At 72.0% G+C, this 25,914-nt stretch carries 23 protein-coding genes; 7 read left to right on the top strand and 16 right to left on the bottom strand.

The window, feature by feature from the left end; all coding sequences use genetic code 11:
- Nucleotides 1-31: 31 nt before the first annotated feature.
- Nucleotides 32-955, top strand: a complete 924-nt coding sequence (locus U9R90_RS20255; protein WP_411058064.1) for a universal stress protein — start codon at nucleotides 32-34, stop codon at nucleotides 953-955.
- 52 nt (nucleotides 956-1,007) lie between these two features.
- Nucleotides 1,008-1,856 (top strand): polyphosphate kinase 2, encoded by an 849-nt coding sequence (ppk2, locus tag U9R90_RS20250; protein ID WP_411058063.1) that lies wholly within the window; start codon nucleotides 1,008-1,010, stop codon nucleotides 1,854-1,856.
- A gap of 17 nt (nucleotides 1,857-1,873) precedes the next feature.
- Here ppk2 and U9R90_RS20245 read toward each other — a convergent pair whose 3' ends face one another.
- From U9R90_RS20245 to U9R90_RS20215, 7 genes are all read right to left on the bottom strand, one after another.
- The gene (locus U9R90_RS20245; RefSeq protein WP_411058062.1) at nucleotides 1,874-2,539 is read right to left on the bottom strand and encodes a DUF4389 domain-containing protein; all 666 of its coding nucleotides are present in this window, start codon (nucleotides 2,537-2,539) and stop codon (nucleotides 1,874-1,876) included.
- 58 nt (nucleotides 2,540-2,597) lie between these two features.
- The gene (locus tag U9R90_RS20240) at nucleotides 2,598-4,043 is read right to left on the bottom strand and encodes an MBL fold metallo-hydrolase RNA specificity domain-containing protein (protein ID WP_411058061.1); all 1,446 of its coding nucleotides are present in this window, start codon (nucleotides 4,041-4,043) and stop codon (nucleotides 2,598-2,600) included.
- Between the two features lie 32 nt (nucleotides 4,044-4,075).
- Nucleotides 4,076-4,564, bottom strand: coding sequence for a pyridoxamine 5'-phosphate oxidase family protein (locus U9R90_RS20235; RefSeq protein WP_411058060.1), 489 nt, complete (start codon nucleotides 4,562-4,564; stop codon nucleotides 4,076-4,078).
- Nucleotides 4,565-4,711: 147 nt separating this feature from the next.
- Entirely contained in the window at nucleotides 4,712-5,434 is a 723-nt protein-coding gene (locus tag U9R90_RS20230) for a CBS domain-containing protein (protein WP_411058059.1), read from the bottom strand.
- Nucleotides 5,435-5,630: 196 nt separating this feature from the next.
- Nucleotides 5,631-8,315 (bottom strand): pyruvate, phosphate dikinase, encoded by a 2,685-nt coding sequence (ppdK, locus tag U9R90_RS20225; protein ID WP_411059748.1) that lies wholly within the window; start codon nucleotides 8,313-8,315, stop codon nucleotides 5,631-5,633.
- 73 nt (nucleotides 8,316-8,388) lie between these two features.
- Entirely contained in the window at nucleotides 8,389-9,399 is a 1,011-nt protein-coding gene (adhP, locus tag U9R90_RS20220; protein WP_411058058.1) for an alcohol dehydrogenase AdhP, read from the bottom strand.
- 294 nt (nucleotides 9,400-9,693) lie between these two features.
- Nucleotides 9,694-10,560 carry a universal stress protein gene (locus U9R90_RS20215; RefSeq protein ID WP_411058057.1) on the bottom strand — a complete coding sequence of 289 codons (867 nt, stop codon included), beginning with the start codon at nucleotides 10,558-10,560 and terminating at the stop codon, nucleotides 9,694-9,696.
- Nucleotides 10,561-10,849: 289 nt separating this feature from the next.
- Between U9R90_RS20215 and U9R90_RS20210 the strand changes: the two genes are divergently transcribed.
- On the top strand, nucleotides 10,850-11,542 hold the full coding sequence (locus tag U9R90_RS20210) for a response regulator (protein WP_411058056.1): 693 nt from the start codon (nucleotides 10,850-10,852) through the stop codon (nucleotides 11,540-11,542).
- Nucleotides 11,543-11,554: 12 nt separating this feature from the next.
- Here U9R90_RS20210 and U9R90_RS20205 read toward each other — a convergent pair whose 3' ends face one another.
- A complete protein-coding gene (locus U9R90_RS20205) occupies nucleotides 11,555-11,950 on the bottom strand; it encodes a DUF488 domain-containing protein (protein WP_411058055.1) in 396 nt (131 codons plus the stop codon).
- Between the two features lie 212 nt (nucleotides 11,951-12,162).
- On the opposite strand from U9R90_RS20205, the gene U9R90_RS20200 reads away from it, so the two are divergent.
- On the top strand, nucleotides 12,163-12,600 hold the full coding sequence (locus tag U9R90_RS20200) for a VOC family protein (RefSeq protein WP_411058054.1): 438 nt from the start codon (nucleotides 12,163-12,165) through the stop codon (nucleotides 12,598-12,600).
- A gap of 156 nt (nucleotides 12,601-12,756) precedes the next feature.
- Here the strand turns inward: U9R90_RS20200 and U9R90_RS20195 are convergent, their stop codons facing one another.
- Complete coding sequence (locus tag U9R90_RS20195) at nucleotides 12,757-13,191, bottom strand: subtilase-type protease inhibitor (RefSeq protein WP_411058053.1); 435 nt, start codon at nucleotides 13,189-13,191, stop codon at nucleotides 12,757-12,759.
- A 403-nt stretch (nucleotides 13,192-13,594) separates the two neighbouring features.
- Nucleotides 13,595-14,632 (bottom strand): esterase/lipase family protein, encoded by a 1,038-nt coding sequence (locus U9R90_RS20190; protein WP_411058052.1) that lies wholly within the window; start codon nucleotides 14,630-14,632, stop codon nucleotides 13,595-13,597.
- A gap of 268 nt (nucleotides 14,633-14,900) precedes the next feature.
- Between U9R90_RS20190 and U9R90_RS20185 the strand changes: the two genes are divergently transcribed.
- Nucleotides 14,901-16,118, top strand: a complete 1,218-nt coding sequence (locus U9R90_RS20185; RefSeq protein WP_411058051.1) for a helix-turn-helix domain-containing protein — start codon at nucleotides 14,901-14,903, stop codon at nucleotides 16,116-16,118.
- On the opposite strand, the gene U9R90_RS20180 is transcribed toward U9R90_RS20185, so the two are convergent.
- From U9R90_RS20180 to U9R90_RS20155, 6 genes are read right to left on the bottom strand one after another with little or no spacing between them, the layout of a single operon-like run.
- The gene (locus U9R90_RS20180) at nucleotides 16,115-17,311 is read right to left on the bottom strand and encodes a hypothetical protein (RefSeq protein WP_411058050.1); all 1,197 of its coding nucleotides are present in this window, start codon (nucleotides 17,309-17,311) and stop codon (nucleotides 16,115-16,117) included. The two genes, U9R90_RS20185 and U9R90_RS20180, sit on opposite strands and share 4 nt — an antisense overlap.
- Before the next feature lie 25 nt (nucleotides 17,312-17,336).
- Nucleotides 17,337-19,013 (bottom strand): radical SAM protein, encoded by a 1,677-nt coding sequence (locus U9R90_RS20175; protein WP_411058049.1) that lies wholly within the window; start codon nucleotides 19,011-19,013, stop codon nucleotides 17,337-17,339.
- Nucleotides 19,014-19,046: 33 nt separating this feature from the next.
- A complete protein-coding gene (locus U9R90_RS20170; protein WP_411058048.1) occupies nucleotides 19,047-19,745 on the bottom strand; it encodes a TIGR04283 family arsenosugar biosynthesis glycosyltransferase in 699 nt (232 codons plus the stop codon).
- 32 nt (nucleotides 19,746-19,777) lie between these two features.
- The gene (locus U9R90_RS20165; protein ID WP_411058047.1) at nucleotides 19,778-20,566 is read right to left on the bottom strand and encodes an MTAP family purine nucleoside phosphorylase; all 789 of its coding nucleotides are present in this window, start codon (nucleotides 20,564-20,566) and stop codon (nucleotides 19,778-19,780) included.
- Nucleotides 20,557-22,023, bottom strand: a complete 1,467-nt coding sequence (locus tag U9R90_RS20160) for a radical SAM domain-containing protein (RefSeq protein WP_411058046.1) — start codon at nucleotides 22,021-22,023, stop codon at nucleotides 20,557-20,559. The genes U9R90_RS20165 and U9R90_RS20160 overlap by 10 nt, the downstream gene beginning before the upstream one ends.
- 46 nt (nucleotides 22,024-22,069) lie before the next feature.
- Nucleotides 22,070-23,377 (bottom strand): dihydrolipoyl dehydrogenase family protein, encoded by a 1,308-nt coding sequence (locus tag U9R90_RS20155; RefSeq protein ID WP_411058045.1) that lies wholly within the window; start codon nucleotides 23,375-23,377, stop codon nucleotides 22,070-22,072.
- Between U9R90_RS20155 and U9R90_RS20150 the strand changes: the two genes are divergently transcribed.
- Both U9R90_RS20150 and U9R90_RS20145 read left to right on the top strand, forming a co-directional pair.
- Nucleotides 23,378-25,174: an ABC transporter ATP-binding protein gene (locus tag U9R90_RS20150; RefSeq protein WP_411058044.1), complete on the top strand. Its 1,797-nt coding sequence runs from the start codon at nucleotides 23,378-23,380 to the stop codon at nucleotides 25,172-25,174.
- A gap of 475 nt (nucleotides 25,175-25,649) precedes the next feature.
- Entirely contained in the window at nucleotides 25,650-25,910 is a 261-nt protein-coding gene (locus tag U9R90_RS20145; protein ID WP_411058043.1) for a hypothetical protein, read from the top strand.
- Nucleotides 25,911-25,914: the final 4 nt, after the last annotated feature.

Genomic DNA, 25,914 nt, shown 5'->3' with positions numbered 1-25,914 from the left:
TGACAGCGCCCCACCGAAAGGAGGTCCCCTCATGCCCCGCAGCGTCACCGCAGGCCTGGACGGCACGCGCGAGAGCCTCGCCGCGGCCGACTGGGCCGCCCGCGAAGCACGGCTGCGCGACCTGCCCCTGCACCTGGTGCACGCCTCGAAAGGGCAGCCCTACGCGCACGCCCCGCGCGGCGCGGACGCACGGCCGCGCGGAACGACCGACAGCGGGCGGAACCGGGCCACCCGCGTGCTGCACCAGGCCGCGACCGTGCTCTCCGGCCGCCACACCGACCTGCACATGAGCACCAGCGGGGTCGCGCAGCAGCCCGTCCCCGCCCTGCTGGAGGCCGCCGAGTCAGCCGAGGTGCTGGTACTCGGGTCGCGCGGACTGAGCGGCGTCGGCGGGTTCCTGGTCGGCTCCGTCGCGCTCGCCGTCGTGGCCCGCGCCCAGGGGCCTGTCGTCCTCGTACGGGCCAGTGAGCGCGCCGAGGACGAGCATCTGCCGGACCCCGCCGGACACCCGTGCACGCACACGCCGTACCGCGACGTCGTGCTCGGACTGAACGTGGAGCACCCCGACGACACCGTGCTCAAGTACGCGTTCGACGCCGCCGAGCGCCGCGCGGCGAACCTGCGCGTCGTGCACGGCTGGACCCTGCCGCGCCACTACAACGGCTACGGAGGCTCCCTCGACCCCGAACTCAACGACGAACTGGCCGCACAGGCACGGCGCAGGCTGGCCGACGCGCTGCGGCCGTGGCGGGAGAAGTTCCCCGGCGTCGACGTGCACGAGCAGGCCGTGATCGGCGGTGCGGGCTCCCATCTGGTGGATGCCTCCCACCACGCCGCACTGGTCGTGGTCGGCCGCAGGAACCGCCACACGCCGATCGGCAGCCATATCGGCCCGGTGACCCAGGCGGTGCTGCACCACGCCTGTGCACCGGTCGCGGTGATCCCCCACGACTGACCGAATGCCCGTAGCGTGGAGCGTACGTCCGCGGCGCGCAGCAGGAGGTCTGGTGGCAGGCAAGAAGGGTCCCCGTGACAGCACGCCGGCGAAGCGGTTGCCGCGTGAGGTGTACGAGCGTGAACTCCTTCGGCTTCAGGTGGAGTTGGTCAAGCTCCAGGAGTGGGTGCGGGCCGAGGGCGCGCGACTTGTCGTGGTCTTCGAGGGGCGCGACGCCGCGGGCAAGGGCAGCACGATCAAACGCGTCGCCGAGCACCTCAACCCCCGTGTGGCGCGGATCGTGGCGCTCCCCACACCGACCGAGCGCGAGCGCACGCAGTGGTACTTCCAGCGGTACGTGGAGCACCTGCCCAGCGGGGGTGAGATCGTGCTCTTCGACCGCAGTTGGTACAACCGGGCCGGCGTCGAGCATGTGATGGGCTTCTGCACCAAGGAGGAGTACTGGCGGTTCCTGCACCAGTGCCCGCTCTTCGAGCGGCTGTTGGTGGAGGACGGGGTGCTGCTGCGCAAGTACTGGTTCTCGGTGAGCGACGCGGTCCAGGAGCAGCGCTTCCGCACCAGGCTCGACGACCCCACCCGCCGCTGGAAGCTGTCGGCGATGGACCTGGAGTCGATCACGCGCTGGGAGGCGTACTCCCGGGCCAAGGACGAGATGTTCGCGCACACCGACATCCCGGAGGCGCCCTGGTACGTCGTGGAGAGCGACGACAAGCGCAGCGCACGCATCAACATGATCGCCCACCTGCTGTCCACGATCTCCTATCACGAGGTGCAGCCCCCGCCGCTGGAACTGCCCCCGCGCCCGGCCTCCACCGGATACCAGCGGCCACCGCGCACGCTCCAGACGTACGTTCCCGCACACGCGGCGTCACTGGTGGAGGGCACCGGCAACACCGCATGACCCGTCGCGGGCGGCGATTACGACCGCTTCTCCGGTCCGCCCGGCTCGGCGCCGCCCAGGTCGAGGCGGAACGGCGGATAGCTGTCCGTCATCAGGGCGGCGTAGGCGCCGACCCGCAGCACCCACCGGTTGAGGCCGAGGACCAGGTCGAACAGGCCCCTGGGGTACTTCTCGGTGAAGGCCAGGGCCACGGCCGCGATCACCACCAGTACGGCGATGAGTCCCCCCTCCCACCATCCGAGCGGGTAACCGCCGACGAAGAACCCGATGACGAGGTAGTGCGGGATGGCCAGCAGCCACCACTTCACCAGGACCAGGCCGCGGGAGAGCCGCTCGGGGTAGGCGATGTCCAGCCGCGCCGGGTAGTCGGGTTCCGCCCCCAGGCTGAACGGCGGATAGCGGTCGGTGCCCAGGGCGCCGTACCCGTAGTACGCGACCCGCCAACTCCAGCGCAGCACACCCAGGTTGAAGTCGAACAGGGCGCGCGGATAGCGCTCGGTGAACAGGATGGCGAAGAACGCGATCACGCTCACCACGAGGAAGGCGACCCAGAGGAAGAACAGCACCACGTAGTGGGGGATGGCCAGGACCCACTTCACCAGCCACAGCCACCGGGACAGCGGTGCGTCGAGCACCGCGTTCACCTGGACCGAGCGGTCTGGGGCTCCGGTCAGGGTCGTCATGGCGGTCAGCTCCTTCGGTCCCGGCGAGTGCCCCCGCCGGGTGGGGCCTGCTACCGGTTCAGCGAACGAGGACGTGCTCACCGGAGCGCGGGACGACCGCGGTCCAGCCGAGCGTCTGGTCGATACGGTTCCGCAGGGCCGCGGCCGCGTCGGGCTCGCCGTGGACGAGGTACGTGGTGTGCGGCGCGGGGGCGCCGCGCAGCCACTGGAGAAGCTGGGCCGCGTCGGCGTGGGCGGAGAAGTGCGGCACGTCGGCGACCTCGGCGCGGACCGGCACGTACTCGCCGAACATCTTGAGTGCGCGGGCGCCGTCGACGAGGTCACGGGCCCGGGTTCCCTGCGCGGCGAACCCCACGACGACGACGGCGTTACGCGGGTCGGGCAGGACGCGGCGCAGGTGGTGCAGGACCCGGCCACCGGTCGCCATGCCGGACGCGGAGACGATGACCGCGGGCCCGGGGGCGTCGTTGATGTCGATGGACTCCTGGAGGGAACGCGCGGCGAGGAACGGCTCAGGGCTGAGCGCGGCCGTGCCCGCCGCCGTGACGTCGGGGCGCAGCTCAGCGGCCTTGGCGGCGATGGCGTCCCGGTACACGTCCAGGGCGGCCAGGGCCATGGGGCTGTCCACGTACACCGGAACACTCGCCGGGAGCACCCCCTCGCGGCGGAGCGCGGCGAGCTCGTGCAGGACGACCTCGGTGCGGTCGAGGGCGAACGCCGGGATGACCACCGTGCCGCCGCGACCGAGCGCACGGGTCAGGACGGCGGCGAACCGCGCCCGTCCCGCCGCGTCGTCGTGGCGGCGGTTGCCGTACGTGGACTCCATCAGCAGCACATCCGCGCCGGAGAACGGCTCCGCCGGCAGCAGCAGGGGGTGCCCTGGGCGGCCGAGGTCGCCGCTGACGGCCAGCGTGTGCCCGTCCTCAAGGGTGAGCCGGGCCCAGGCCGAGCCCAGGATGTGACCGGCCCCGTGCAGCGTCAGGCGGGTCTGTGGGGCGATCTCGACCTCGGTGTTCATCGGCACCGGGTCGAAGAGCTTCATGGTGCGGTCGACGTCCCCGTCGTCGTAGAGCGGGCGGGCCGGGTGGTGCTTGGACCAGCCGTGCCGATTGGCGTGCTCGGCCGCCTCGATCTGCAGGTGGGCGCTGTCCCGCAGCACGATCTCCGCGAGGCGCGCGGTGAACGCGCTGGTCAGCACCGGTCCACGGAATCCGTGCCGGACCAGCCGTGGCAGGTAGCCGCAGTGGTCCAGGTGGGCGTGGGTCACCACCACGGCGCCGATGTCCGAAGCGTCGCACGGCAGATGGCGCCAGTTGCGGCGGCGGAGTTCCGCGAAGCCCTGGAAGAGGCCGCAGTCGACCAGCAGCCGGGCGTGATCGCTCTCGACGAGGAACTTGCTGCCGGTGACGGTGCCCACGCCACCCAGAAAGGTCAGCAGGGCGGGTCTGGGCCGTACGGGCGAGTGCGTCGGGGCTCCCTGCTCTCCCTGCGGTGTCTCGTCCATGGCGGCGGCCTCCTTGCGTGCACGCGAGGGATTCAGCGGTTGGCCGGTTCGTCCTCGTCCGCGTCCGTGTCCGTGTCCGTGTCGGTGAGCCGGATGCCGGTGACCAGGTCGGGGTGTATGCGGACCGCGTAGTCCATGGTCTGCTTCACCCACGGCTGCAGCATCCTCTGGTAGCGGGCCAGCTCCTGTGGGTCGGTCACCAGGCGGGCGTAGCCGGTGGCCACGACGGTCCAGCCGAGGTGCGTGTCCGGGTCGATGGTGTCGGCCTCGTAGGCGACGACGACACCGGGCGGTCCGGTGGTCTGGGTGTACGAGGTCAGGGCCGCGCCCTCGTGCGTACGGATGATGACGTCGCCGTCGTCCAGGACGTGGTTGACCGGGCGGATCGTCGGCAGCGCGTGCTGGGTGAAGACCACCCTGCCCAGCGACACGCTGCCGAGCAGCCGAAGGGCCTCGGCACGGTCGAGTTCGACGCTGTGGCGCGGCCCGGGAGGGGCCGGCCGGCCGTGGTGGATTCCCATGATCAACTTCCGTGTGGACTGGTCGCTCACGCCATGCCTCCGACGACGGCAACTTTGATCAGACATCGGTGCGATCCGGCCTCGCTAGGGCCGTTCGGCCCAGACCGCCGTCCGACCGCCGTCCCACGGCCGTCCGACCGCTGGGCGTCAGCGATCGGGCAGCCAGTGGTGGGCGATCCGGTGGGAGGGGTGCTTCTCGGGCGGGTGTGTGTCGTCGACGCGGAACGTCAGGCTGTTGACGATGCCGACCACTCCGTCGACCCGCCAGGTCTGCTGGATGGCGCGCGGGATGTCGCTACGGTGCTCAAGGCGCCCTTCCAGCGTGACCATGCCGTCCCGCACCGAGACGATCACGGTGTGCGGCGGCAGGCCCATGGCGCGGGTCAGCACCTCGTCCAGGACGTCCCGGCGGATCTCGTCGTCCGTCCGCAGGAACACCCGCAGCAGGTCGCGCCGGGTGGCGATACCGATCAGCCGGTCCTCCTCGTCCACCACGGGAAGCCGTTCGACGTGGTGGCGCTCCATCACGCGGGCGGCATCCGCGACACGCTGTTCCGGGTGCACGGTGACGGCGGGTGTCGACATCAGCTCCTCGGCGGTCGTGGCGCGGGCCACGGCGGCCGTGTGACGAGCTGTTCGGCGCAGCGCCGGCATCCGGAAGCGGCGTTCTGGGCCAGGCGCCGACTGGGCTGCCTGGCGGCGTATCAGGTCGCTCTCGGAGATCACTCCCAGAACCTTGTCGTCCTGGTCCACGACGGGCAGTCCGCTGATCCGGTGGCGGTCCAGCAGCAGTGCCACGTCCTTGAACGATGTCTCCCGGCGCGCTTCGACGACCTCGCTGGTCATCACCTCGCCGACGATGCGGGTCATCACGCCAACTCCCTTCCTGCCGATCGCTCGGGGGCCGGAACGCGGGCTCGTCGGCCGAGTGGCCGTTGCTGTCCCTTCGGACGGTCCCGGGGAGCCGGTCCCCCGATGCACCTTCAGTCTCGCCCGTCGCAGGTCAGCGGGGGCAGGGGCCGACCGACCCGAGTCAGGGGGCCGAACTGCCCCCGCCGACCGCCGGTCATCTGCTGTCGCTGGTTTCCGTCTCGGGGAGTGCGGCCCGCCCGGCCTCCAGGCGGGCCACCGGTACGCGGAACGGCGAGCAGGAGACGTAGTCGAGCCCCGCGGCGTGGAAGAAGTGCACCGAGTCCGGATCGCCGCCGTGCTCGCCGCACACGCCGATCCTGAGTCCGGGCCGGGTGGCGCGGCCCTCGGCGACCGCGATCTCGACCAGGCGCCCCACGCCCGCCCGGTCGATCGTCTCGAACGGGGACACCGCGAAGATCCCCTTGTCGAGATACGCGGAGAAGAACGCCGCCTCCACGTCGTCCCGGGAGAAGCCCCAGGTCGTCTGCGTGAGGTCGTTGGTGCCGAACGAGAAGAACTGCGCTTCCTGGGCGATCTGGCCCGCGGTGAGGGCGGCCCTGGGCAGCTCGATCATCGTGCCGACCGGGCACTCGACGGGGACGCCCGCGGCCTCGGAGACCTCGGCCAGTACCCGCTCCGCCTCCTCCCGCACGAGCCGCAGTTCCTCGACGGTGTCGATCAGCGGAACCATGATCTCCGCCCGGGGATCGCCACCGGCCCGCCGGCGTTCCACGACCGCCTCGGCGATGGCCCGCACCTGCATGGCCACCAGGCCCGGCGCGACCAGCCCGAGGCGTACCCCGCGCAGGCCGAGCATCGGATTCACCTCGTGCATGCGGTTGACAGCCTCCAGCAGCTCCGTCTCGTGCGGGCTCGGCGGGGTGCCGTGCGCCTCGGCGGTGGCGATCCGCACCGCGAGTTCCGTACGGTCGGGCAGGAACTCGTGCAGGGGCGGATCGAGCAGGCGGATGGTGACCGGCAGGCCGTCCATCGCCGCCAGGATGCCGACGAAGTCCCGCCGTTGCAGGGGCAGCAGCGCGTCGAGCGCCCGCTCGCGGTCGGCGTCGGTACGGGCCAGGATCATCGCCTCGATCAGGGGCCGCCGATCGCCCAGGAACATGTGCTCGGTACGGCACAGACCGATGCCCTCGGCGCCGAACCGACGGGCCCGGGCGGCGTCTTCGGGTGTGTCGGCGTTCGCCAGCACACTCAACCGCCGTACGCCGTCCGCCTGTTGCATGGTCTGTACGACGGCGTCGACCAGCCCGGCAGCGCGTTCGCCGGTCTCGAAGTAGCGCATCACCACGGAGTCGACCAGCGGCGCCGCACCGGCGTAGACGGCGCCTTCGGAACCGTCGACGGAGATGACCGTGCCCTCATCGACGCTGGTGCCGCCGACGGTGAACCGGCGCCCCCGCACGTCGACGGTGATCTCCTCGGCGCCGCACACACAGACCTTGCCCATGCCGCGCGCGACGACGGCGGCGTGGCTGGTCTTGCCGCCACGGCTGGTCAGCACGGCCTGGGCGGCGACCATGCCGGGCAGGTCGTCGGGTGTGGTCTCCTGCCGTACGAGGACGACCTGCTCTCCGGCGGCGGCCCGCCGCACCGCCTCGGCGGAGTCGAACACCACGGCGCCGACGGCGGCGCCGGGCGAGGCGGGGATGCCGTGGGCGAGCGCGTCACCGACGGCCGAGGTGTCGAAGCGGGGGAACATCAACCGGGCGAGCCCGTCCCCGCTGACCCGGGCCAGGCCCTCGTCAGGGGTGATCAGTTCCTCGTCGACCAGCGCGGAGGCGATGGCGAACGCGGCCTCGGCGGTGCGCTTTCCGACCCGGGTCTGCAGCATCCACAGCGTGCCGCGCTCGATGGTGAACTCGATGTCGCACAGGTCCCGGTAGTGCTCCTCCAACGTCCGCATATGGCCTTGGAGTTGGGCGTACGCCCGTGGGTCCAGGTGCTCCAGGTCGGTCAGCGGGACCGTGTTGCGGATGCCCGCCACCACGTCCTCGCCCTGCGCGTTGGCCAGATAGTCGCCGTACAGGCCGCGCCGCCCGGTCGCCGGGTCGCGGGTGAAGGCGACGCCGCTGCCGGAGTCGGCTCCGAGGTTGCCGAACACCATGCGCTGGACGGTGACGGCCGTGCCGAGGTCGTCGGGGATGTGCTCGCGGCGGCGGTAGAGCCGGGCGCGCTCGCCGTTCCAGGACGCGAAGACGGCGAGGATCGCCCGCCGCAGCTGCTCGCCCGGCTCCTGCGGGAAGTCCTCGCCGGTCTCCTGGCGGATCAGCTCCTGGTAGTCCTCGACGAGCCGGGACAGGTCGGTCGCGTCAAGCCGCAGGTCGTCCGCCGTGCCGCGCGCCCGCTTGAGGTCGGCCATGGCGTTCTCGAACAGCGCGCTGTCGACACCCATGACCGTGCTGCCGAACATCTGCACAAGGCGGCGGTAGGAGTCCCAGGCGAACCGTTCGTTCCCGGACGACTTCGCCAGGCCCAGCACCGAGTCGTCGTTCAGGCCGATGTCGAGGATCGTCTCCATCATGCCGGGCATGGAGAAGCGGGCCCCGGAGCGGACGGAGAGCAGCAGTGGATCGTCCGGCTGCCCCAACTGCCGTCCGGCGGCCCGCTCCAGGGCCGTCAGATGGTCGAAGACCTCGCGGACCAGTCCCGTCGGCTCGGCCCCGGTGCCGAGGAAGGCCCGACAGGCCTCGGTGGTGACCGTGAAGCCGGGCGGCACGGGCAGGCCCATCCGGGACATCTCGGCCAGGTTGGCGCCCTTGCCGCCGAGCAGGTCGGCCATGTCACGGCCACCTTCGGTGAACTCGTACACGTACGGGCCCATGACGGTGCCCATCCCTTCGCTCATCACTTCCGGCTTCCTGGGGGAGTTGCGGCCGCGGCGGAGGGCCGGTGGGTCACATCTCGAAGACGACGCGTGCCCTGATCCGTCCGCCGAGGACCTCGGCGATGGACTCGTTGACGGTGTCCAGCGGCCGGGTCTCGTAGATCACCTTGGTGCGCCCGGCGGCGTGCAGCTGGAACACCTCGTCCAGGTCCTGGCGGGTGCCGACGATCGAGCCGATGACGGAGGTGCCGTTCAGGACGGTGTCGAAGATCGGCACCTCGATGGTGCCGCCCGCGGGCAGGGCGACCATCACCAGCTTTCCGCCGCGCCGCAGCCCGCCGTAGACGGCGGCGAACGCCTGCTCGTTGACGGCCAGCGCGAGCGCGGCGTGCGCTCCGCCGTGCCGCTTCAGCACCTCGGCCGGGTCCTCCTTGCGGGCGTCGACGACGATGTCGGCGCCCAGGTCACGGGCGAGTTCGAGCTTCTCGTCCGTGACGTCGATCGCGGCGACGGTCGCCCCGGCGATCTTCGCGTACTGCACGGCCAGGTGGCCGAGTCCGCCGACGCCGGAGATCGCCACCAGTTGGGTCGGGCGCACTCCGGCGACCTTGAGGGCCTTGTACGTGGTCACGCCCGCGCAGGTCAGCGGGGCGGCGTCGCGCGGGTCGATCCCGTCGGGGACGACGGTGGCGAAGTCGGCGGGGGCGAGCATCTTCTCGGCGTAGCCGCCGTCCACGCCGTAGCCGGTGTTCTGCTGCCGCTCGCACAGCGTCTCCCAGCCGGACAGGCAGTGCTCGCAGTGCCCACAGGCCCAGCCGAGCCAGGGCACGGCCACCCGCTGGCCGACGGCCAGGCGGGTCACCCCGTCGCCGACCGCCTCCACGATGCCGACGCCTTCGTGGCCGGGGACGAACGGGGGCGTGGGTTTGACCGGCCAGTCGCCGTGTGCGGCGTGGATGTCGGTGTGGCACAGACCGGAGGCCTCGACGCGGACGCGGACCTCGCCGGGGCCGGGTTCCGGGTCGGGGCGCTCCTCGATGACCAGCGGTTGTCCGAAGGCCCGGACGACTGCTGCCTTCATGTGATGCTCCTCAAGTCTGCGGGGGGCGGTGCGACTCCAGCGCCGAGCGCCTCCCCCCGGCGCGACGGCCGGTACGGGACGTCCTGGACGGCGGGGGCGTTCGGTCGGCCCTCGGGGCGCACGGAAACAGGCCCTCAAGCCGCGTGGAACGCGGCCGTCAAGCCGCGCGGGAACCGACCCTCAGGCCGCCTGGACAGCGGCCGTCAAGCCGCACGGAAATCGGCCTTCAAGCCGCCTGGTATGCGGCCTTCATGCCGCGCGGAAACCGGCCTCAAGCCGCGCGGCAACCGGCCCTCACTTGTGCGGGACGACCGCGACCGGAGCGGTCGCGTGGTGCAGTACCGCGTGGGCGATCGCCCCGATACGCATCCCGAGCGCCGGCCGGTGCACCCTGCGGCCGACCACCACCAGCGAGGCCTGCGCGGCGGCCTGGAGCATGACTTCGGACGCCTGGGCCAGGTCGACGGTGTAGACGACCGGGACCTGCGGGTACTTGTCGCGCCACGGCTTGACCGCGTCGACCAGTGCCTGCTCTTCCTCCCGTGGGGTGCCGTCCCCCAGGTCGGCCGGATACACGACCAGGCCGTACCCGTACGGCGTCGGCAGGTCCACCGCGTGTACGGCGCGCAGCGTGGCCCCGCGGGCGGCGGCCGCGCTGAAGGCGAAGTCCAGGACCGGCGCGGTCGGAGCGCCCGGGGTCTGGACCCCGACCACGACCTCCCCGCCGTCCTGTTCGGCGCCCGGTTCAGCGGGGGGTCGCACCGACACCACCGGGCTGTTCGCCCGGCCGAGCACCTGCTGTCCTACGGACCCGAGGAAGAATCCGGCGATGGCGCCGTGTCCGCTGGAACCCAGCACCAGCAGCTCGGACTCCTTGGCCTGGTCCACCAGCACCTCGGCCGCGACGCCGGGAATCTGTTCGATGTCGATGGTCAGTTCGGGGTACCGCTCGCGCAGTGTCTGCTCGGCCTCCCGCAGGATGCGCAGGGCCCAGTGCTGCCGGGACTCCGGGTCCGGCGAGGCGGGTGCGTCCGGCTGACGGACCCAGGCCTGCACCAGGCGCAGCGGCAGGCCGCGACGCTGTGCCTCACGGGCGGCCCAGTCGGCGGCGGCCAAGCTCTGGAGCGAACCGTCCAGGCCAACGGTGATGGGGCGAATCATGACAAGGGACCTCCGTGTCGAGTGGGCGACCACCGGGCCGCGGACGACTGCCCCGACCCTCATACTGAGCCTTGCGGCCAGGTCCCCGCGACTCCAGAGGGCTGATGGTCCCGTTCAGGTCCGAACGTCCCTGGTTCGCCTGGGGGTGGGAACGCCAGAGCGAGCAGGGCCGACCGGCCCTGGCCGTTCGGCCCGGAAACGCGCAAGATCTTCGAGAGGGAAGCACCAGGTCCGGCCCGCGAGGCGGAACCCGGTGCGGGAGACAGCCGACGCAGGACAGGAGCCGTCGATGACGGACAGTGAGCAGACCGACCCCAAGACCCCGCTTCGGGTCTTTCTGCTGGACGACCACGAGGTCGTACGGCGAGGGGTGCACGACCTGCTGGACGACCAGCCGGACATCACCGTGGTCGGCGAGGCCGCCAACGCCGAGCAGGCCCTGGTACGCGTCCCCGCCCTGCGCCCGCACGTCGCCGTGCTCGACGTACGCCTGCCCGATGGCGACGGTGTGAGCGTCTGCCGGGAACTGCGCTCGAGGATGCCCGACCTCGCCTGCCTGATGCTGACCTCCTTCGACGACGAGGAGGCGCTGCTCGACTCGATCATGGCCGGCGCGGCCGGTTACGTCCTGAAGCAGATCCAGGGTTCGGACCTGGTGACGGCCGTACGCACGGTGGGCGCGGGCCAGTCCCTGCTCGACCCCAGTGCGACCGCCAAGCTGATGGCCCGTCTGCGGGGCGAGCAGACCAAGGAACCGGAACCGGACGCACTGCCGGGCCTGACCGACCGCGAGCGCGAGATCCTCGCCCTGATCGGCGAGGGCCTGACCAACCGCCAGATCGGTCAGCGGCTGTACCTCGCCGAGAAGACCGTCAAGAACCACATCTCCCGGCTGCTGGCCAAGCTCGGCGTGGAGCGACGCATCCAGGCCGCGGTCATCGCCACCCAGGCGCGGGAGCGGAAGAAGCAGGACGGGCACTGAGCCGCTCGGATTTCATGCCGGGCGCGGGTGGCGCAGCTGGTCCAGGAGTACGGCGGTGTGGCTGTGGGCGGGGTCCTTGGCGGCGGTGAGCAGCGTGAGCGGGCCCGTGGCGGCGAGCTCACGCAGCTGGTCGAGTGCCTGCGCGGCGGCGGGAGCGGTGAGCTCGGCCTCGTAGCGGCGGCGGAACTCGTCGTACGTCCCCTCCGGGCCGTGGTACCAGCGCCGTAGTTCCGTCGACGGGGTGAGCGCCTTGGGCCAGACGTCGACGTGCGCGTCCGCCTTGGCCATGCCGCGCGGCCACAGCCGGTCGACCAGGACGCGGGTCCCGTCGTCCGGGGCGGGTGCGTCGTAGATCCGACGCACCCGGACTCCGTCTTGGGACTCGGCGGGCCGCGTGCCTCTCGTCATGCCTCATCGTTACCACGGGCGGGGTGCTGCGGCAGGTCCGGGAGTGTGCGGGCCGGTCGCCTGACACACATGTGGTGACACAAGTGGGCCGAAAAGCGTTGGACGGGGCCCGCGCCCCTTCCTAGAATCCCGGGCACGGCATCGCACGTCGGTCATCGGCTGGGTGAGGCGCGGAGGTGCCCGTTTGATATGCCCGATGGAGGCATTCAACCGTGTCAGTAGAGTTCAACCACACCATTGTTCTGTCCCGTGACCGGGAGAAGTCCGCCCGTTTCCTGGCCCATATCCTCGGTCTGAAGGTCGGGGAGCCCGCGGGAGTGTTCCTGCCGGTGACGACCGCCAACGGCGTCACCCTCGACTTCGCCACCGTCGACCACGACATCCCGATGCAGCACTACGCCTTCCTGGTCTCCGAGGAGGAGTTCGACGACGTGCTCGCCCGGCTCGTCGACGCCGAGGTGTCGATCTGGGCCGATCCACACGGCAAGCAGCCGGGCCGGATCAACCGCAACGACGGTGGGCGCGGCCTCTACTTCATGGACCCCGGTGGCCACGCCATGGAGGCCTTCACGCGTCCGTACGGCAGTGGCCCGGCCGAGTGGGCCGGCGTGACGGAAGAGGTACCGGGCCGCCCGGCCGACGGGGCCTGACGGCGACTGAGTACCAGCACGGCCCGAGGCCCCCGTTGTCCGTGAACCACAGGACAACGGGGGCCCGTTGCTCGGCTGCCTTCCCCCACGAAAGGCTGCCGAGAGTCTCCCTGGGCGCGATGCGCCGCCATGGATGCGTCAGCCGGAACGGACGCTTCAGAAGGTCAGCGTGCTGCTCCCCGCCAGGCTCGCCCGCATCTGGCACTGGTTGGCGAAGGTGGTCGACCAGGAGACGCGTCTGCCGTCCCAGAAGCCGTCGGCGGTGACCACGACCGGCCGCCACTCCATGGTGCACGCGACTTGCGGCGCGGAGACGACCAGCTGGTCGAACTTCCCCTCGGCGGCCCCCAGTTCATTGCATGCGGCGCTGGCAGCGGGGTGGCTGCCGCCGGGTCTCGGCGCACAGGTCAGAGTGACGGCGCGGTCGGCCGTCATCGTGGCGGCCTCCTCGCCCTGTCCGATGGCGAGTACCAGGTCCGACGGGGCGTAGAGGCTGGTCGCGTTAGCGGCTTGTGCGGTGCCGGCCGTTCCGGCCAGGACGCAGGCAGCTGTGGCGACAGCCACTCCCATGGTCTTCAATACGTAACGCACGTGGAACTCTCCTTTGACGCGAGGGCACGATGCGGGTGCGGGTGAACGTGCGGGGCTGAGGTGCTCTTCGCGGACGGGAGTCTTGCGGGTGCGGAGAGTGAGTGCCACATTCATGGTCGGTTATCGGACGCGGGCGTCCGCTGAGCGGCAGGCGAAGAGACGTTCGGGCAGCTCAGAGTGGGTGGTCGGGGTGTGCGTCGGTCGTTCAGAGTGTGAACACGATGCGATAGTAAAATCGGAAACAACCGCCTGACCTGCACGAATATCCTATGCATTCTCGTTCGGAATGGCTCGCATCGACCGGAAAGCATCGCTGGGAGGACAGCGGAAAATGCCGGTGGCAGGGTCGCCACCGGCATCGGGGCGCCCGGCTGTCCGCGCCGGGCGCCCGGAGGGGCCCGAGTCAGCAGCCGGGCTTCCTGGTGTGGTCGGGGTCGAGTGCGTTGAGTACGATCCGGGTCGCGGTCCGGTCGTAGCTGATGCCGAGGTGCGAGGCGAGGTTGAGCGGGCAGTGGTCCTGGAGCCTGCTCTGGCTGACGTTGTCGGCCGGGGCGAGGTAGGACGAGGTGTACGGGGTGACCACCCAGTCCGTCCTGGTGGCCAGCACCGTGTAGTCGACGCCCGGAACGGTCTCGCCGCCCTCGTTGAGGGCCTTGATGAAGTCGGAGTCGGTCATCTGCTGGTGACAGGCCGGGCAGGCCGCGCCGACCAGCTTCTCGGCGCCCGGAACGAACGAGGCCAGCGTGCCGAAGCCGGAGAGCGAGGTGCCGTGGTTGGTGGGCGTCAGGGCGACGAGCTTGCCGACCTTGTTCGCGCCGCCGAGGTTCTTGAGGTAGTGGCGGGGCATCATCCCGCCTTGGGAGTGCCCGACCAGATCGACCTCGGCGGCCCCGGTCCGGTCCCGTACCCTGTCGACGAAGGTCGAGAGCTGCGCCGCGGACGCGGCGATGTCGCCGGTGCCCTGGGTGAGCGAGCCTTGCTTGCCGCCGTAGTTGAGGGCGTAGACGCAGTAGCCCTCGTCCTTGAGCTTCGGTGAGAGGCCCGCCCAGTTCATATAGCGGTTCTCGAAGGTGCCGTGCACCAGGACGACGGGGTTGGGGTGTTCTGCGCTGGGCCGGCAGTCCCAGTCGTTGGCGCCGGGCGGCACGGCCGTCGGCTGGAGTAGTGCGTACGCCGTCGCTCCGGCGAAGGACGTCTGTGGCGGCCCCTCCCGCCCCTCGGCGGACGCCTGTTCGGTGGCTGACGCTGCGGACGTGGCCGTGGGCGGTGCGGCGGCGTCCGCCGCGGACGCGACGCCGAACGCGCCGAGGCCGAGCGCGACGGCCCCTCCGGTCAGCGCAGCGGCCACGCGGCCGCGCAGCGACCGTGCTCGATGCCTGCGGGTCGTGCCGGTCTTGCGGGCCGTGCGGGAATCGCGGGTGGTGCGGGTGCGGACGGGCATGCGGCTCTCACCTTTCGCGCGGTACGGGATCGGCTCGGGTTACCGGTGCGTAACACCGGTGTCACACCGTGATCCAGCCGCTTGCCGCACACCAGTGACCAGGCGCGACCCGCACCGGAAACCGGCACGCGGGTGACACTTCCGCAGGTCCACCGCTCAACTAGGTGAGTGCTCTGGCCACTCCGATGTGTGCCGCGGGACTAGAGCCGCGCACCCCGCTCGGCAGAGACTGCCTACCCTGCGGTAACTACGTATGGAGGGGGGCGCCGTGCGGATCGCCGGCGGTACGTTGTCCCGTCAGCCCTGGCGGGAGATCCCCGCGGTCTTCGCCGAGGTACTGCGCCCGCGGATCGAGGAGATCGCCGCGGAGATGCTCGCCGAGATCCGCCGCGAGGTGGGCGTCTACCAGCGGCCGGTGGGCTCCGCCATGGGCCGGGACCTGTCGGCGGCCGTGCACCGTGCCATGCGGCAGTTCGTGGAGCTCGTCGAGAACCCGGACAGCCCACAGGGTCATCACGAGCTCTACTTCCAGCACCTGGGCCGACTGGAGTTCCTGAGCGGCCGTACCGCGGACGGCATTCAGGCCGCCTACCGCGTCGGTGCCCGGGTCGCCTGCCGCCACTACGTCCGCCTCGCACGGGACGCCGCACTGCCAGCCGAGGCCGAACCCTCGGTCACCGAAGCCGTGTTGACCCATGTCGACGCGATGTCCGCACAGGCGGTACGCGGCTACGCCGACGCCCGGGCCCGTTCCGCCGGGCAGACCGAACGCACCCGGCGCGCCCTGGCCGCCCGCCTGCTGGAGCAGTCACCCGACCCGCGGGGCGAACCCCTGGCCGCCCTGGCCGAGCTGGCCGAGTGGCGGCTGCCCGGCACCCTGGCCTGTCTGGTGATGCGGCGCGCGGGCGGCGGCGGACATGTCCTGGCAGCAGGGCTCGACGAGGACATCCTGTCCCTGCCGCGCGGTGGGGAACTGCTGTTCCTGGTCCCCGACCCGCAAGGCGGCGGCCGCCTGGACCGTCTACGGGCCGCCGCGGGCGCCCACCCGGCGGCGCTGGGCCCTACGGTGCCACTCGATGACGCCTGGCTCTCCGCGTACTGCGCGCGCATCGCCCTCAGGCACCGGCGCAGCCTGACCGCGCCACGGGGCGAACTCCTCGTAGTGGACGACCACTTGCTCGACGTACAGCTGCTGTCCGGTGCGCCCATCGGGCGGCTGATGGCCGACCGGATCACCGAGGGCCTGCGCGGCCTCCCACCCGGGAAGGCTGCCCGGCTCGCCGAGACCCTGCAGGCGCTGCTGCTGTCCTGGGGCCGCACGGCCCCCGAGGTCGCGGACGCGCTGGGCGTACACCCGCAGACCGCGCGGAGCAGACTGCGGCAGCTGGACGACCTCTTCGGGGACCGGCTCGCCGATCCACGGTTCCGCACGGGCGCGCTGATGGCGCTGCGCACCCGCGCGCTGACAGAGGACGGCGGCGCCTAGGCGCCCTCGGCGACCCACTCGTACCCACCCGCGAAAAGCGCGTCGACCTGTTCGTAGCCCGTCCGGAGCAGGAAGGTGTTCAGGCGGCCGTAGGACTTCGCGCCGAGGATGAAGAAGTGCGCCTCGGGGGTGCGGAGTTGGTCGAGCCCGGGCGCGGGCTGGGCCAGGCAGTCGGCGCCCGCGCCGGATGCGGCCAGGAGCGCGGCGGAGAGGTTCATCGGGGCGCCGGTCGCGTAGCACTCGTGGACCTGGAGTTGGCGGTAGAGCGTGGCGTCCCCGGTGTAGCCGGTAAGTGAGACGACATGGTCCACGGACAGCTCGCGCTCTCCCACGGCGGTGGCGAGCCGGACCAGCACGCGGTCGCCGTCGGGCCGCAGCGCCCGCACCCGTACGCCGGTGTGCACGGTCGTACGCGCGCCCGCACCAGCCGCCAACGCCTGCGAGGAGTAGACGAGTTCCCGACGGCCGGGGAGTGCGTCGTCGGGGATCGCGCCCCAGTCCGGGCGGGGGTCGCGTACGGCCCACTCAAGGCGGGTTACGGGGAGCGCGGCGAGCTCGCGGGCCGCGGTCTGCGCGGACTTGCCCGCCCCGACCAGGAGCACGGTCCCCGCCCAGCGGTCCGGGTCGTCGAAGGCCGGGAGCGTACGGATGATCCGGTCGTCCAGGGCGCGTTCGCCGGGTGCGGGGATGCCGCCGTCGCCGAGCGCGTTGGGGTGCGCGTACGTACCCGTGCAGTCCAGGACGAGGCCCGCTTCGGCCGTGTCCTCACCGTCGGGGGTGTCCAGGAGCAGCGTGAAGGGCGCGGCGGCCCGGGTGCCGGTGCCGATCTGCTCGTGCTTGAGCAGACCGCCGCGGGCCACGGCGGCGACACGGGTGCGGTAGCGGATACGCGGGCGCAGCGCGGGCAGTTCGGCCACCGGCCCCAGCAGGTTCGCGACGAGTTCAGCACCGGTGGGGCAGGCGTCGCCGTACGGGACGGGGTGGTCGGCGGCGCTCAGATGGCCGCGTATACGGCGCGACACGTTGAGGTCCCAGGGGGTGAACAGCCGGACATGGCCCCAGGCCCGCACCTGCGCGCCGGCGCTCTCCCCGGCCTCGTACACGGTGCACGGCACCCCCGCGTCCAGGCAGGCGAGCGCGGCGTCCAGTCCGATCGGACCGGCCCCGAGAATCGCGACAGGTGACGGCGACATGGTGGGTAACCCTCTCGTGGTGTGGTCAGACCGCGCAGTGCACGGGTCGCGGCAGGCTGCCGTCGGACAGCCGGGCGGCGAAGAACCGCTCGGTCACGCGCCGCACCCCCACCTCCAACGGCGTGCCCGCGGCGGCGAGATGCAGGTCAGGGCTGGTGGTGGCGTCGGCGCCCGCGGGATGCCAGTGCAGGCCGTCGGCGCTCACCGTGAGCTCGGGCACGGAGGTGTCCTCGCCGATCTCGACACCGCTCTCGGAGAACCCCCGGCGCAGCAGCGGCCGTACCGCGAAGTTCTCGGCGGGTAGGCCGAGTCCGGCCAGCAGCGCGGCGACGGCGGGCACCTCGCCGCTGTTCTCGGGGGTCTCGGTGAGCGCCACGCGCGGCGGCAGGCCGAGCTCGATCAGCTGGCCGATGCCGTCGATGGTGCGCTTCCAGGAGCCGCGGCCGCGGTGCAGGTCATGAGTGGCGGGGGTGGCGCCGTCCAGCGAGGTCTGGACGGTCAGCTTGCGGTCAGCCAGTTCGCCGAGCCCGGCCGCGCGGCGGCCGCGCAGCAGCATCGCGTTGGTCATGACGACCGTGGGCAGCCTGGCCGAGGCATGGTCGAGGAGGCGGACGATGTCGGGGTGCAGGAACGGCTCACCGCCCGTGACGTACAGTTCGGTGAAGCCGCACTCCACGGCCTCGTCGACCAGCGCGCGGAAGGTGTCGGCGGCCAGGGTGCGCGGGGCGGCGCCCGGCGATGAGGCGACCGCGCAGTAGTCGCAGGCCAGATTGCAGTGGAAGTTGGAGTAGAGCCACAGCCGGGAGGGGAAGTACGGGCTGCCGAACAGCGGCACCACCGGCCGCTCGTCCTCAAGTACCTGGCCACGCCCGGGGCCCCAGCCGTCGTCGGCCGGTCGGAAGCCGGTCGGCAGCGTGGAGCGGTACAGATGGTAGCGGCCACGGGAGCGCTCGGCGGGCGGCAGGACTTCCAGACAGGTGGTCCACCAGCCGGTCTCGATGGTCTCCACGAACACCTCGGGCAGCCCCGCGGCACGCATCGAGGCGGCCTGGGCCCGCCAGTCGTAGGCCAGCGGTACCAGCTCGGCGTGGGCCGCACCGGCGTGCGGGTCGAGGAGCGCGTACCAGACGTTCCGGGTGCCGTCGTTGGCCGGTTTGCCCAGCACGCCGACGTTGACGGCCAGTGTGTCGCCGATGCGCCGCTGCCAGGGCAGGCCGCTGTGGGTGCACAGGACGACGTCCGCGCCGGAGGCCGCCACGCGCTGCCGGTGTTGTTCCTCCGGCAGGGACTCCCACCAGAAGTCGTTCAGCGCGAGCGTCGATCCGTGCACCAGGTGGACGTCGACACCGTCGATCATCTCCCTTCGCTCCGTGGGCAGTTCGCCCATCCAGGCGGCGAAGTCCCGGCTGGTGGTGGCCAGCGTGTGGTCGTAGACGAGCTGCGCGAACTCGTTGTCCCTCCGGTCGCGGTAGCCGCAGCCGCAGTCGGTGTCACCGCGGGCGATCGCCACGTCGTAGTTGCCCGCGACGCACTCCACGCCGCTCTCGGTCAACAGGGGCCACAGGGCGTCTACTTCGGCCCCGAACCCGCCGAGATCGCCCAGACAGAACAGCCGCTCGGCCCCTCGGGCGCGCGCGTCGTCGACGAAGGCCCGCAGGGCGTACGGGTTGCCGTAGGGGCCGCCGCACACGGCGATCCGCATGATGAAGTCCTTATCGTCGTAGGCGAGCTGTGGTCATACGCGTGGTCGTCGGCGTCGTCGCAGGCGGGGGAGGAGCGGGCCCGCCGCATAGCGGCGCTCGATCGTGCGCGGGTCGACCCCCGCGAAGTACTGCAGCTTCAGACACTGCATGAAGACGATCATGCGCCAGGTGCCGTGCTCGACCAGACGCCGGGCCGACGCCGTGGAGGTCGCGGGCAGTACGGCCAGACGCCCGCGCCGGTGCAGCCGTCGGGACATCTCCAGGTCCTCCATGAGGGCCAGTTCCGGAAAGCCGCCGAGCGCCTCGAAGACCTCGCGGCGGACGAACATCGCCTGGTCGCCGAAGATGTGGTGCAGTCGGCGGGCACGCGCGTTCGAGGCGTACGCCAGATAGTCGAGGCCCGGGGATCGGCGGTCGAAGCGCAGGGTGAGCCCGCCGCCGACCACGCGCGGGTCCGCGAGTGCGGTACGGATCTGGCCGAGTGCGGCCGGGTCGATCCGAGTGTCGGCGTGCAGGAACCACAGCACGTCGCCGTTGCAGTGCCGGGCGCCCTCGTTCATCTGGAGGGCGCGCCCGCGTGGCCCGTGCACCACCTTCGCATGCGGCGTGGCGAGTTCGACGGTGGCGTCCGCGGAGCCGCCGTCCACCACGACCACCTCGCACTCGGGGAAGTCCCGGCACAGCCGGGCCAGCGCGGCGTGCACGGCGGCTTCCTCGTTGAGCACGGGCATCACGACCGACACCTTCGCCCCCCGCGCCGCCGTCATTCGCCGAACCGGTAGACGAATCCTGCCGGGCCCACCTCGCCGAGGCCCGGCAGGGCGTGAGCGGCCAGGTCGGCGAAGATCTGTCTGCTGGCCGCCATTCGCTCAAGCAGCGCGTCGACCGGTTCTGGCTCCGGCGCCACACCGTTGGCGTAGTCGGTGACGAACCCCACCAGCGCGAGGGGGAGTTCGGCCTCCCCGGCCAGTACCACCTCGGGACCCGCGGTCTGGCTGACGGCGGTGACACCCACCTGCCTCAGCGCCGCGATCTCGGTACGGGTGTTGAAACGCGGGCCGTCCACATGCCCGTACACCCCGGACTCGACCACCGGCGTGTCCAGTTGCACGGACGCGGTGAGCAGGGCCTGGCGCAGCGGTTCGCTGAACGGCCGGTCGAAGATCCAGTGGCCGCGACCCCGCTGCCCCGGCTGGTCGTACCAGGTGCACGGGGACCCGTCGGGCAGCCGGTTGGCGGGAAAGTGCAGGTCGTCGAAGACGATCAGCGAACCAGGGGCGATATCCGGGTCGACCGTCCCGCACACGGTGAGTGCGACGACGGCGTCCACCTGGGCCGCCCGCAACGCGGCCAGGTTGGCCTTGTGGTCGACCTGGTTCGACAACCTCCGGTGCCCGGCGCCGTGCCGCGAGAGCTGGACGACGTCGACGCCCTTGAGGCGGCCCTCGGTGACCGCGACCTCGCCGTACTCGGTGGCGATGGTGCGCTGGACGCGCCCCTCCAGATGCGGCCAGTCGTAGCTGCCCGAGCCCGTGATCACGCCTACGCGCATGGGGGACCTCCTGGGGTGTCGTTGTCGTTCTGCTGGGTGGACGGGGTGGTGGACGGGGTGCGGACCTCGACGAGCGGCAGCAGCGTGCGCAGCCGCGCGTTCTCGGCCGGGTCGAGTACGGAGTGCTGCACACAGGCAGGTACGAGTGTGCCGTCCGACGGGTGGGCCATGGAGTGCTGGCACGCCGACAGCCGCTCCTGGGTCTCGCGCAGCACCGGATCGGCGCTGGTCTCGCCACGCCGCATCAACTCCCAGGCCGGGGCGACCTGTTCGGCGTCCATGAACAGATGCATCACAAACGTCACCGGGCGCACCCGGCCGCGATGGCGCAGCAGCCTGCCGACGCCGACCCGGCGCACCGTACGGGCCAGCCAGCGCACGGCCGTGACCACCGTGCCGGGATGCCGCAGCGCGACGCGGGCCAGCTTGGCGGCGAGCAGGCCGGGCGGGGTGCCGGTGAAGCTCACCCGCCCCAGATAGCGGAAGAAGGCGTCGCGGACGGCGAGGTCGCGCGGGTCGGAGCCGTCCAGGAAGGGGTACCAGCGGCGGCCGAGGTAGAAGCCGTAGGCGGTGCGGTTGCAGCGCACATCGCCGTTGTGGAACACGTCGTAGTCCAGGCGGGTTCCGGCGCCGCGCTCGATCTCCGCCCAGACCGCGTCCGGGGTGGCCTCGCGGTACCGCTCCTTCCAGCGGCGCTCGTCGCCCAGGAAGGCGGCGGGCTGGAAGGAGAACATGCCGTACCCCATGTCCCGGCAGTCCCGGACGACTTCGGCGACCTCGTCGAGGTTGCCGGGTGTGACCGTCATGTTGTGGGCGAGGAAGTACCGCACGCCGTGCTCGCGTCTGAGGCGGGCGAACATGGCGGCGAACCGCGCCCGGTAGGGGTGCAGCGCCCGTTCGTTCGGCGGGCGCTCGATGCCGCGCCGCCCGTACATGAACCGGTCGAAGTGCGCCGCGAACGACAGCCGCCCGAAGCGCGGCCTGCCGTCCGGGCCGAGCGCCAGCGCCCTCAGGTACTCCTCGTCGAAGTCGCCGTGCGTGAAGCTCATCGGCTCCCGGCCGTGCGCTCGCATCACGGCCAGCGCGTCGGCGTGGTCGTCGGGCGGCAGCAGACTGACCTCACCGCCGATCAGCTGGGCGTGGGCACGGGGGCCGCGTAGCTCCCGGAACAGGCCCAGCTGGGCGGTGACTTGCTCGACGGTGTGCGGCCCGTCGACCCGTACGGCGTTGGCGTCCCGCGAGTGGTAGCAGGGGGTGCACTTCAGGTTGCACCTGGGGAACACTCCGTGCGTGCCTTCGCAGCCGACGCCGTGCCGGCCGATGATCTGCCCCGGTGTTCTGGCAGCCTCCGGCAGCTCCGCCCAGCGGCGTTCCATCGCGCGGGTGAACTCGGGATCGTAGGGACGGGTCGCGCGCTCCAGCGAGCGCAGGGTCGACAACAGGCCCATCATGCCCATCAGCGGGTGCTCTCCTTGGCTTGTTCCGTACAACGGTGGGGCGTGCTCAGCGGCCAAGTCGCCTGCGCAGTGCGAGCAGCCTGTCCGTGCCGCGCCTGCCGCGCGCGAGGCGGTCGTACACGTCGGCGAGCGCGGCATGCCACGGCCCGTCCGCATAGGTCGGATACGGATGCACGGTTCTGGCGTACCGCGCCGGAGTCCACCCGAGCCGTACGGCGGCCGCGAGATGGGCGACGGTCTCCCCGGCGCGCGGGGCGACGACAGTGGCCCCCACGATCCGGCCACGCGGACCGATGACCAACTGGCTGAACCCGTCTGTGCGCCCGTCGGTGACCGCCCGGTCCACCCGGTCGTGGTCCAGCGTGCGAACCCGCACCGCGGCGCCGTACCGCTCACGCGCCTCGGCGGCGGTCAGGCCGACGCGGGCGACCTCAGGATCGGTGTACGTCACCGCGGGCACCGCGTCGTAGTCGATCCGGCGCCGCACCCCGAGCAGCGCTTCGGCGGCCGCGGCGGAACCCTGCACCCCGCCCAGGTGGGTGAACGCGGACCGACCCGTGACGTCCCCGGCCGCGTAGATCCGCGGGTTGGCGGTACGCAGCCGGGCGTCGACCTCGATCTGCCCGTGCCGGTCCAGCCGTACCCCGGCCCGCTCCACGTCCAGCCCGTCGGTGCGGGCGCGGCGGCCGGTGACGGCGAGCAGTCGGTCGTACGGGATCGGGCTGCCCGGTCCGTGCAGTGCGCCTCCCGCGACGCGTTCGGCGCGGTAGCCGGTGCGCACCGTGACCCCTTCGGCCTCCAGCCGCTCCCGGACGAGCCGCCCGGCGCGCGGCTCCTCGCGGGGCAGCAGCCGGTCCAGGGCCTCCACCAGCGTGACCTTCGACCCGAGGCGGGCGAAGGCCTGGCCCAGCTCGCAGCCGATCGGCCCGCCGCCCAGCACCACCAGTCGGCCCGGCAGCTCGCCCAGGTCCCACACTGTGTCGCTGGTCAGCGGCTCGGCCTCGGCCAGGCCCGGTACCGGGGCAAGCGCCGGGGCCGAACCCGTCGCGACCACCGCGTACCGGAAGCTGATCCGGCGCTCCCTGACGCGCAATCCGCGCGGCCCGGTGAAGACGGCCGGGCCGTGGGCGACGTCGACCCCCAGCTCGGCCAGCGCCGCGGCGGAGTCGTGCGGCTCGATGGCCGCGATCGCCTCCTTGACCCGGGCCAGCGCCGAGGCCAGGTCGGCGGGGCCGCGCGGGGCGGCCAGACCGTACCGGTCCACTCCGCGCGCGACGTGCACCTCGGCGGCCACCCGCAGCAGCGCCTTGCTCGGCACGCAGNCCCGCCCCACCACCACACCGAGGAGCGCCACGTGGCCACCAGCACCGAAGCCGCTGCCCCGTCCGAGCCGTCCGCCCCGTCCGAGCCGCCCACCGCGCCCGCCTGGCGGCAGCTACTCGGCTACGTACGCCCCCATCGCTGGACCCTGCTCGGCGGCGCGCTGCTCGCCCTGCTCACCGGGGCCACCGGGCTCGCCCTGCCGCTGGTGGCCAGGGCTCTCATCGACGACCTCTCGCACAGCCGGTCGATCACCGGACCGCTGGTCGCGATGTCCGCGCTGGTCATAGCCAACGCCGCGATCGGCGCGATCGGCGCGTACGTCCTGCGGCGCACCGCCGAGTCGGTCGTGCTCGGCGCCCGGCGCACCCTGTCGTCGTACCTGCTGCGGCTGCGCATCGACGCCGTGGACCGCAGCGAGCCCGGTGACCTGATGGCCCGGATCACCTCCGACACCACCCTGCTGCGCGCGGTCACCACCGACTCGCTGGTCGGCCTCGGCACCGGCGGTCTCACGCTTGTCGCCACGCTGGTGCTGATGGGCGTGGTCGACCCGGTGCTGCTCGCCGTCACGGTGGGCGTGATCCTGGTCGCGGGCACCGTGATCGGGGTGATCGTGCCCCGTATCAACCGGGCCAGCAAAAAGGCCCAGGACGCGGTGGGCGTCATGGGCGCCTCACTGGAGCGCATCCTGGGCGCGCTGCGCACCGTCAAGGCGTCCGGCGCCGAACACCGCGAGGAACAGGTCGTGCACCGGGCCGCCACGGAATCCTGGCGGCAGAGCGTACGGGCCGCCAAGTGGGAGGCGCTGGCCGGGAACACCGCGGGTCTGTCGATGCAGATCGCGTTCATCACGGTCCTCGCGGTGGGCGGTGCGAGAGTCGCGACCGACGCCATCGACATCGGCACCCTGGTCGCCTTCCTCCTCTACGTCTTCTACCTGATGTCGCCGATCCAGCAGGTCGTCGCCGCCGTGGCCCAGTACCAGACGGGGGCGGCGGCGCTCACCCGCATCCAGGAGGCGCTGACGCTGCCCGCCGAACCCGCGGCCGACCCGGCGCCGCTGCCTCTACCCGGCGCCGAGCCCGCCGAACTCGCCTTCGCCGACGTGCGGTTCCGCTACGCCGAGGATCTGCCGTACGTTCACCACGGGGTGACGTTCACCGTGCCCGCCCGCGGCATGACCGCCTTCGTCGGCCCGTCCGGCGCCGGCAAGACCACCGTCTTCTCCCTCATCGAGCGGTTCTACGACCCCGAAGCGGGCCGGATCACCGTCGACGGCCGCGATGTCGCGCACTGGGACATCCCCCAACTGCGCGCCGCCATCGGCTATGTGGAGCAGGACGCGCCCGTCCTGTCCGGCACCCTGCGCGACAACCTGCTGCTCGGCAACCCGGACGCCGACGACGCCGAACTGCACCGGGTGCTCGACACCACCCGCCTGGAGGACCTGGTCGCCCACCTGCCCAAGGGCCTGGACACCCTGGTCGGCCACCGCGGCACCAAGCTCTCCGGCGGCGAACGCCAACGCGTCGCGATCGCCCGCGCGTTGCTGCGCCGCCCTCGGCTGCTGCTGCTCGACGAGGCCACCAGTCAGCTCGACGCCGTCAACGAATCGGCCCTGCGCGACACCGTCGCCGATGTGGCCCGTACCACCACCGTGCTGGTCGTCGCCCACCGGCTGTCCACCGTCACCATGGCCGACCGGATCATCGTGATGGACGCGGGCCGGGTACGCGCCGTGGGCACCCACCGTGAACTCGTCGCCGCCGACCCGCTCTACGCCGAACTCGCCGCCACCCAGTTCCTGGCCACCGCCGACATCGGCTGAAGCCGCCGGTAGTCGAGGGGCGGGTTCGGGAGTTCGGCTCGTACGGGCGGAACGCACCGGGCCCGCCACCTGGCGGGGAACACAGCCGCTGTCCCCCGTCGGCCGCTACGGCGGGTCCGGTGCCGGCGGGGGGACCGACATCCCCTGCCAGGAGCCCGCCGGCGGTGTACGCCCTCACCATGGCCAAGTCGCGGGCTCATCATCCAACCTCCCAGCCGGTCCCCGCGACGGACAGAGGCCGAAGGGCCCTGCTGCCGAGTCGAACGGCCCAAGTGCGCGCCCGCTCAGCTGAGTTCGTTCGGCCTGTCAGGCAAAGGCCGCCTTTTGCTGCCCGCAGCCGGGCCGGTGGGCCCGCGCGGCCCGGTCGGCCCACCTCCAGGGAAGACCGGCCCCAGGCGCGGGCGCCGTCCATCGCGTTGGCTTGAGACAAGGACCCCGTCAGAAGGCGCGAGAAACGCGAGAAAGGGGGCGGACCGTGCGGACCACACTGACCGCCGAATTCTGGACGCTGTTCGTCACGCTGCTGGTCATCGCGATGGCCGCCGTATACCTGGCCACCATCGGCGCAGAGGCCTGCTACGGCCGCGGGCGCCGGCAGCGGCCCGGCCACGCCGACCCGCGCGGCGGTGACCGCGAACACGGTCCGTCCACGGGCGGGCCATCCGGTGGCCGCCCCGTCGCCGCACCCCGCGACACGGAACCCGTGCGCGGACCGGTCCACGCGGGCCGGGAGTGATAGC

The sequence above is a fragment of the Streptomyces sp. E11-3 genome, from assembly GCF_046540415.1.
GTDB lineage: Bacteria > Actinomycetota > Actinomycetes > Streptomycetales > Streptomycetaceae > Streptomyces.
Note: the sequence above shows the minus strand (reverse complement) of the source record. Positions and strands in the feature narration are given on the sequence as shown.

Excerpts from the sequence above, each read along its gene's own strand:
- U9R90_RS20255 (WP_411058064.1), top strand. The coding sequence starts at position 32 with ATGCCCCGCAGCGTCACCGCAGGCCTGGACGGCACGCGCGAGAGCCTC.
- U9R90_RS20245 (WP_411058062.1), bottom strand. The coding sequence starts at position 2,539 with ATGACGACCCTGACCGGAGCCCCAGACCGCTCGGTCCAGGTGAACGCG.
- U9R90_RS20240 (WP_411058061.1), bottom strand. The coding sequence starts at position 4,043 with ATGGACGAGACACCGCAGGGAGAGCAGGGAGCCCCGACGCACTCGCCC.
- U9R90_RS20235 (WP_411058060.1), bottom strand. The coding sequence starts at position 4,564 with ATGGGAATCCACCACGGCCGGCCGGCCCCTCCCGGGCCGCGCCACAGC.
- U9R90_RS20230 (WP_411058059.1), bottom strand. The coding sequence starts at position 5,434 with ATGACCCGCATCGTCGGCGAGGTGATGACCAGCGAGGTCGTCGAAGCG.
- ppdK (WP_411059748.1), bottom strand. The coding sequence starts at position 8,315 with ATGGGCCCGTACGTGTACGAGTTCACCGAAGGTGGCCGTGACATGGCC.
- adhP (WP_411058058.1), bottom strand. The coding sequence starts at position 9,399 with ATGAAGGCAGCAGTCGTCCGGGCCTTCGGACAACCGCTGGTCATCGAG.
- U9R90_RS20215 (WP_411058057.1), bottom strand. The coding sequence starts at position 10,560 with ATGATTCGCCCCATCACCGTTGGCCTGGACGGTTCGCTCCAGAGCTTG.
- U9R90_RS20210 (WP_411058056.1), top strand. The coding sequence starts at position 10,850 with ATGACGGACAGTGAGCAGACCGACCCCAAGACCCCGCTTCGGGTCTTT.
- U9R90_RS20205 (WP_411058055.1), bottom strand. The coding sequence starts at position 11,950 with ATGACGAGAGGCACGCGGCCCGCCGAGTCCCAAGACGGAGTCCGGGTG.
- U9R90_RS20190 (WP_411058052.1), bottom strand. The coding sequence starts at position 14,632 with ATGCCCGTCCGCACCCGCACCACCCGCGATTCCCGCACGGCCCGCAAG.
- U9R90_RS20180 (WP_411058050.1), bottom strand. The coding sequence starts at position 17,311 with ATGTCGCCGTCACCTGTCGCGATTCTCGGGGCCGGTCCGATCGGACTG.
- U9R90_RS20175 (WP_411058049.1), bottom strand. The coding sequence starts at position 19,013 with ATGCGGATCGCCGTGTGCGGCGGCCCCTACGGCAACCCGTACGCCCTG.
- U9R90_RS20170 (WP_411058048.1), bottom strand. The coding sequence starts at position 19,745 with ATGCCCGTGCTCAACGAGGAAGCCGCCGTGCACGCCGCGCTGGCCCGG.
- U9R90_RS20165 (WP_411058047.1), bottom strand. The coding sequence starts at position 20,566 with ATGCGCGTAGGCGTGATCACGGGCTCGGGCAGCTACGACTGGCCGCAT.
- U9R90_RS20160 (WP_411058046.1), bottom strand. The coding sequence starts at position 22,023 with ATGGGCATGATGGGCCTGTTGTCGACCCTGCGCTCGCTGGAGCGCGCG.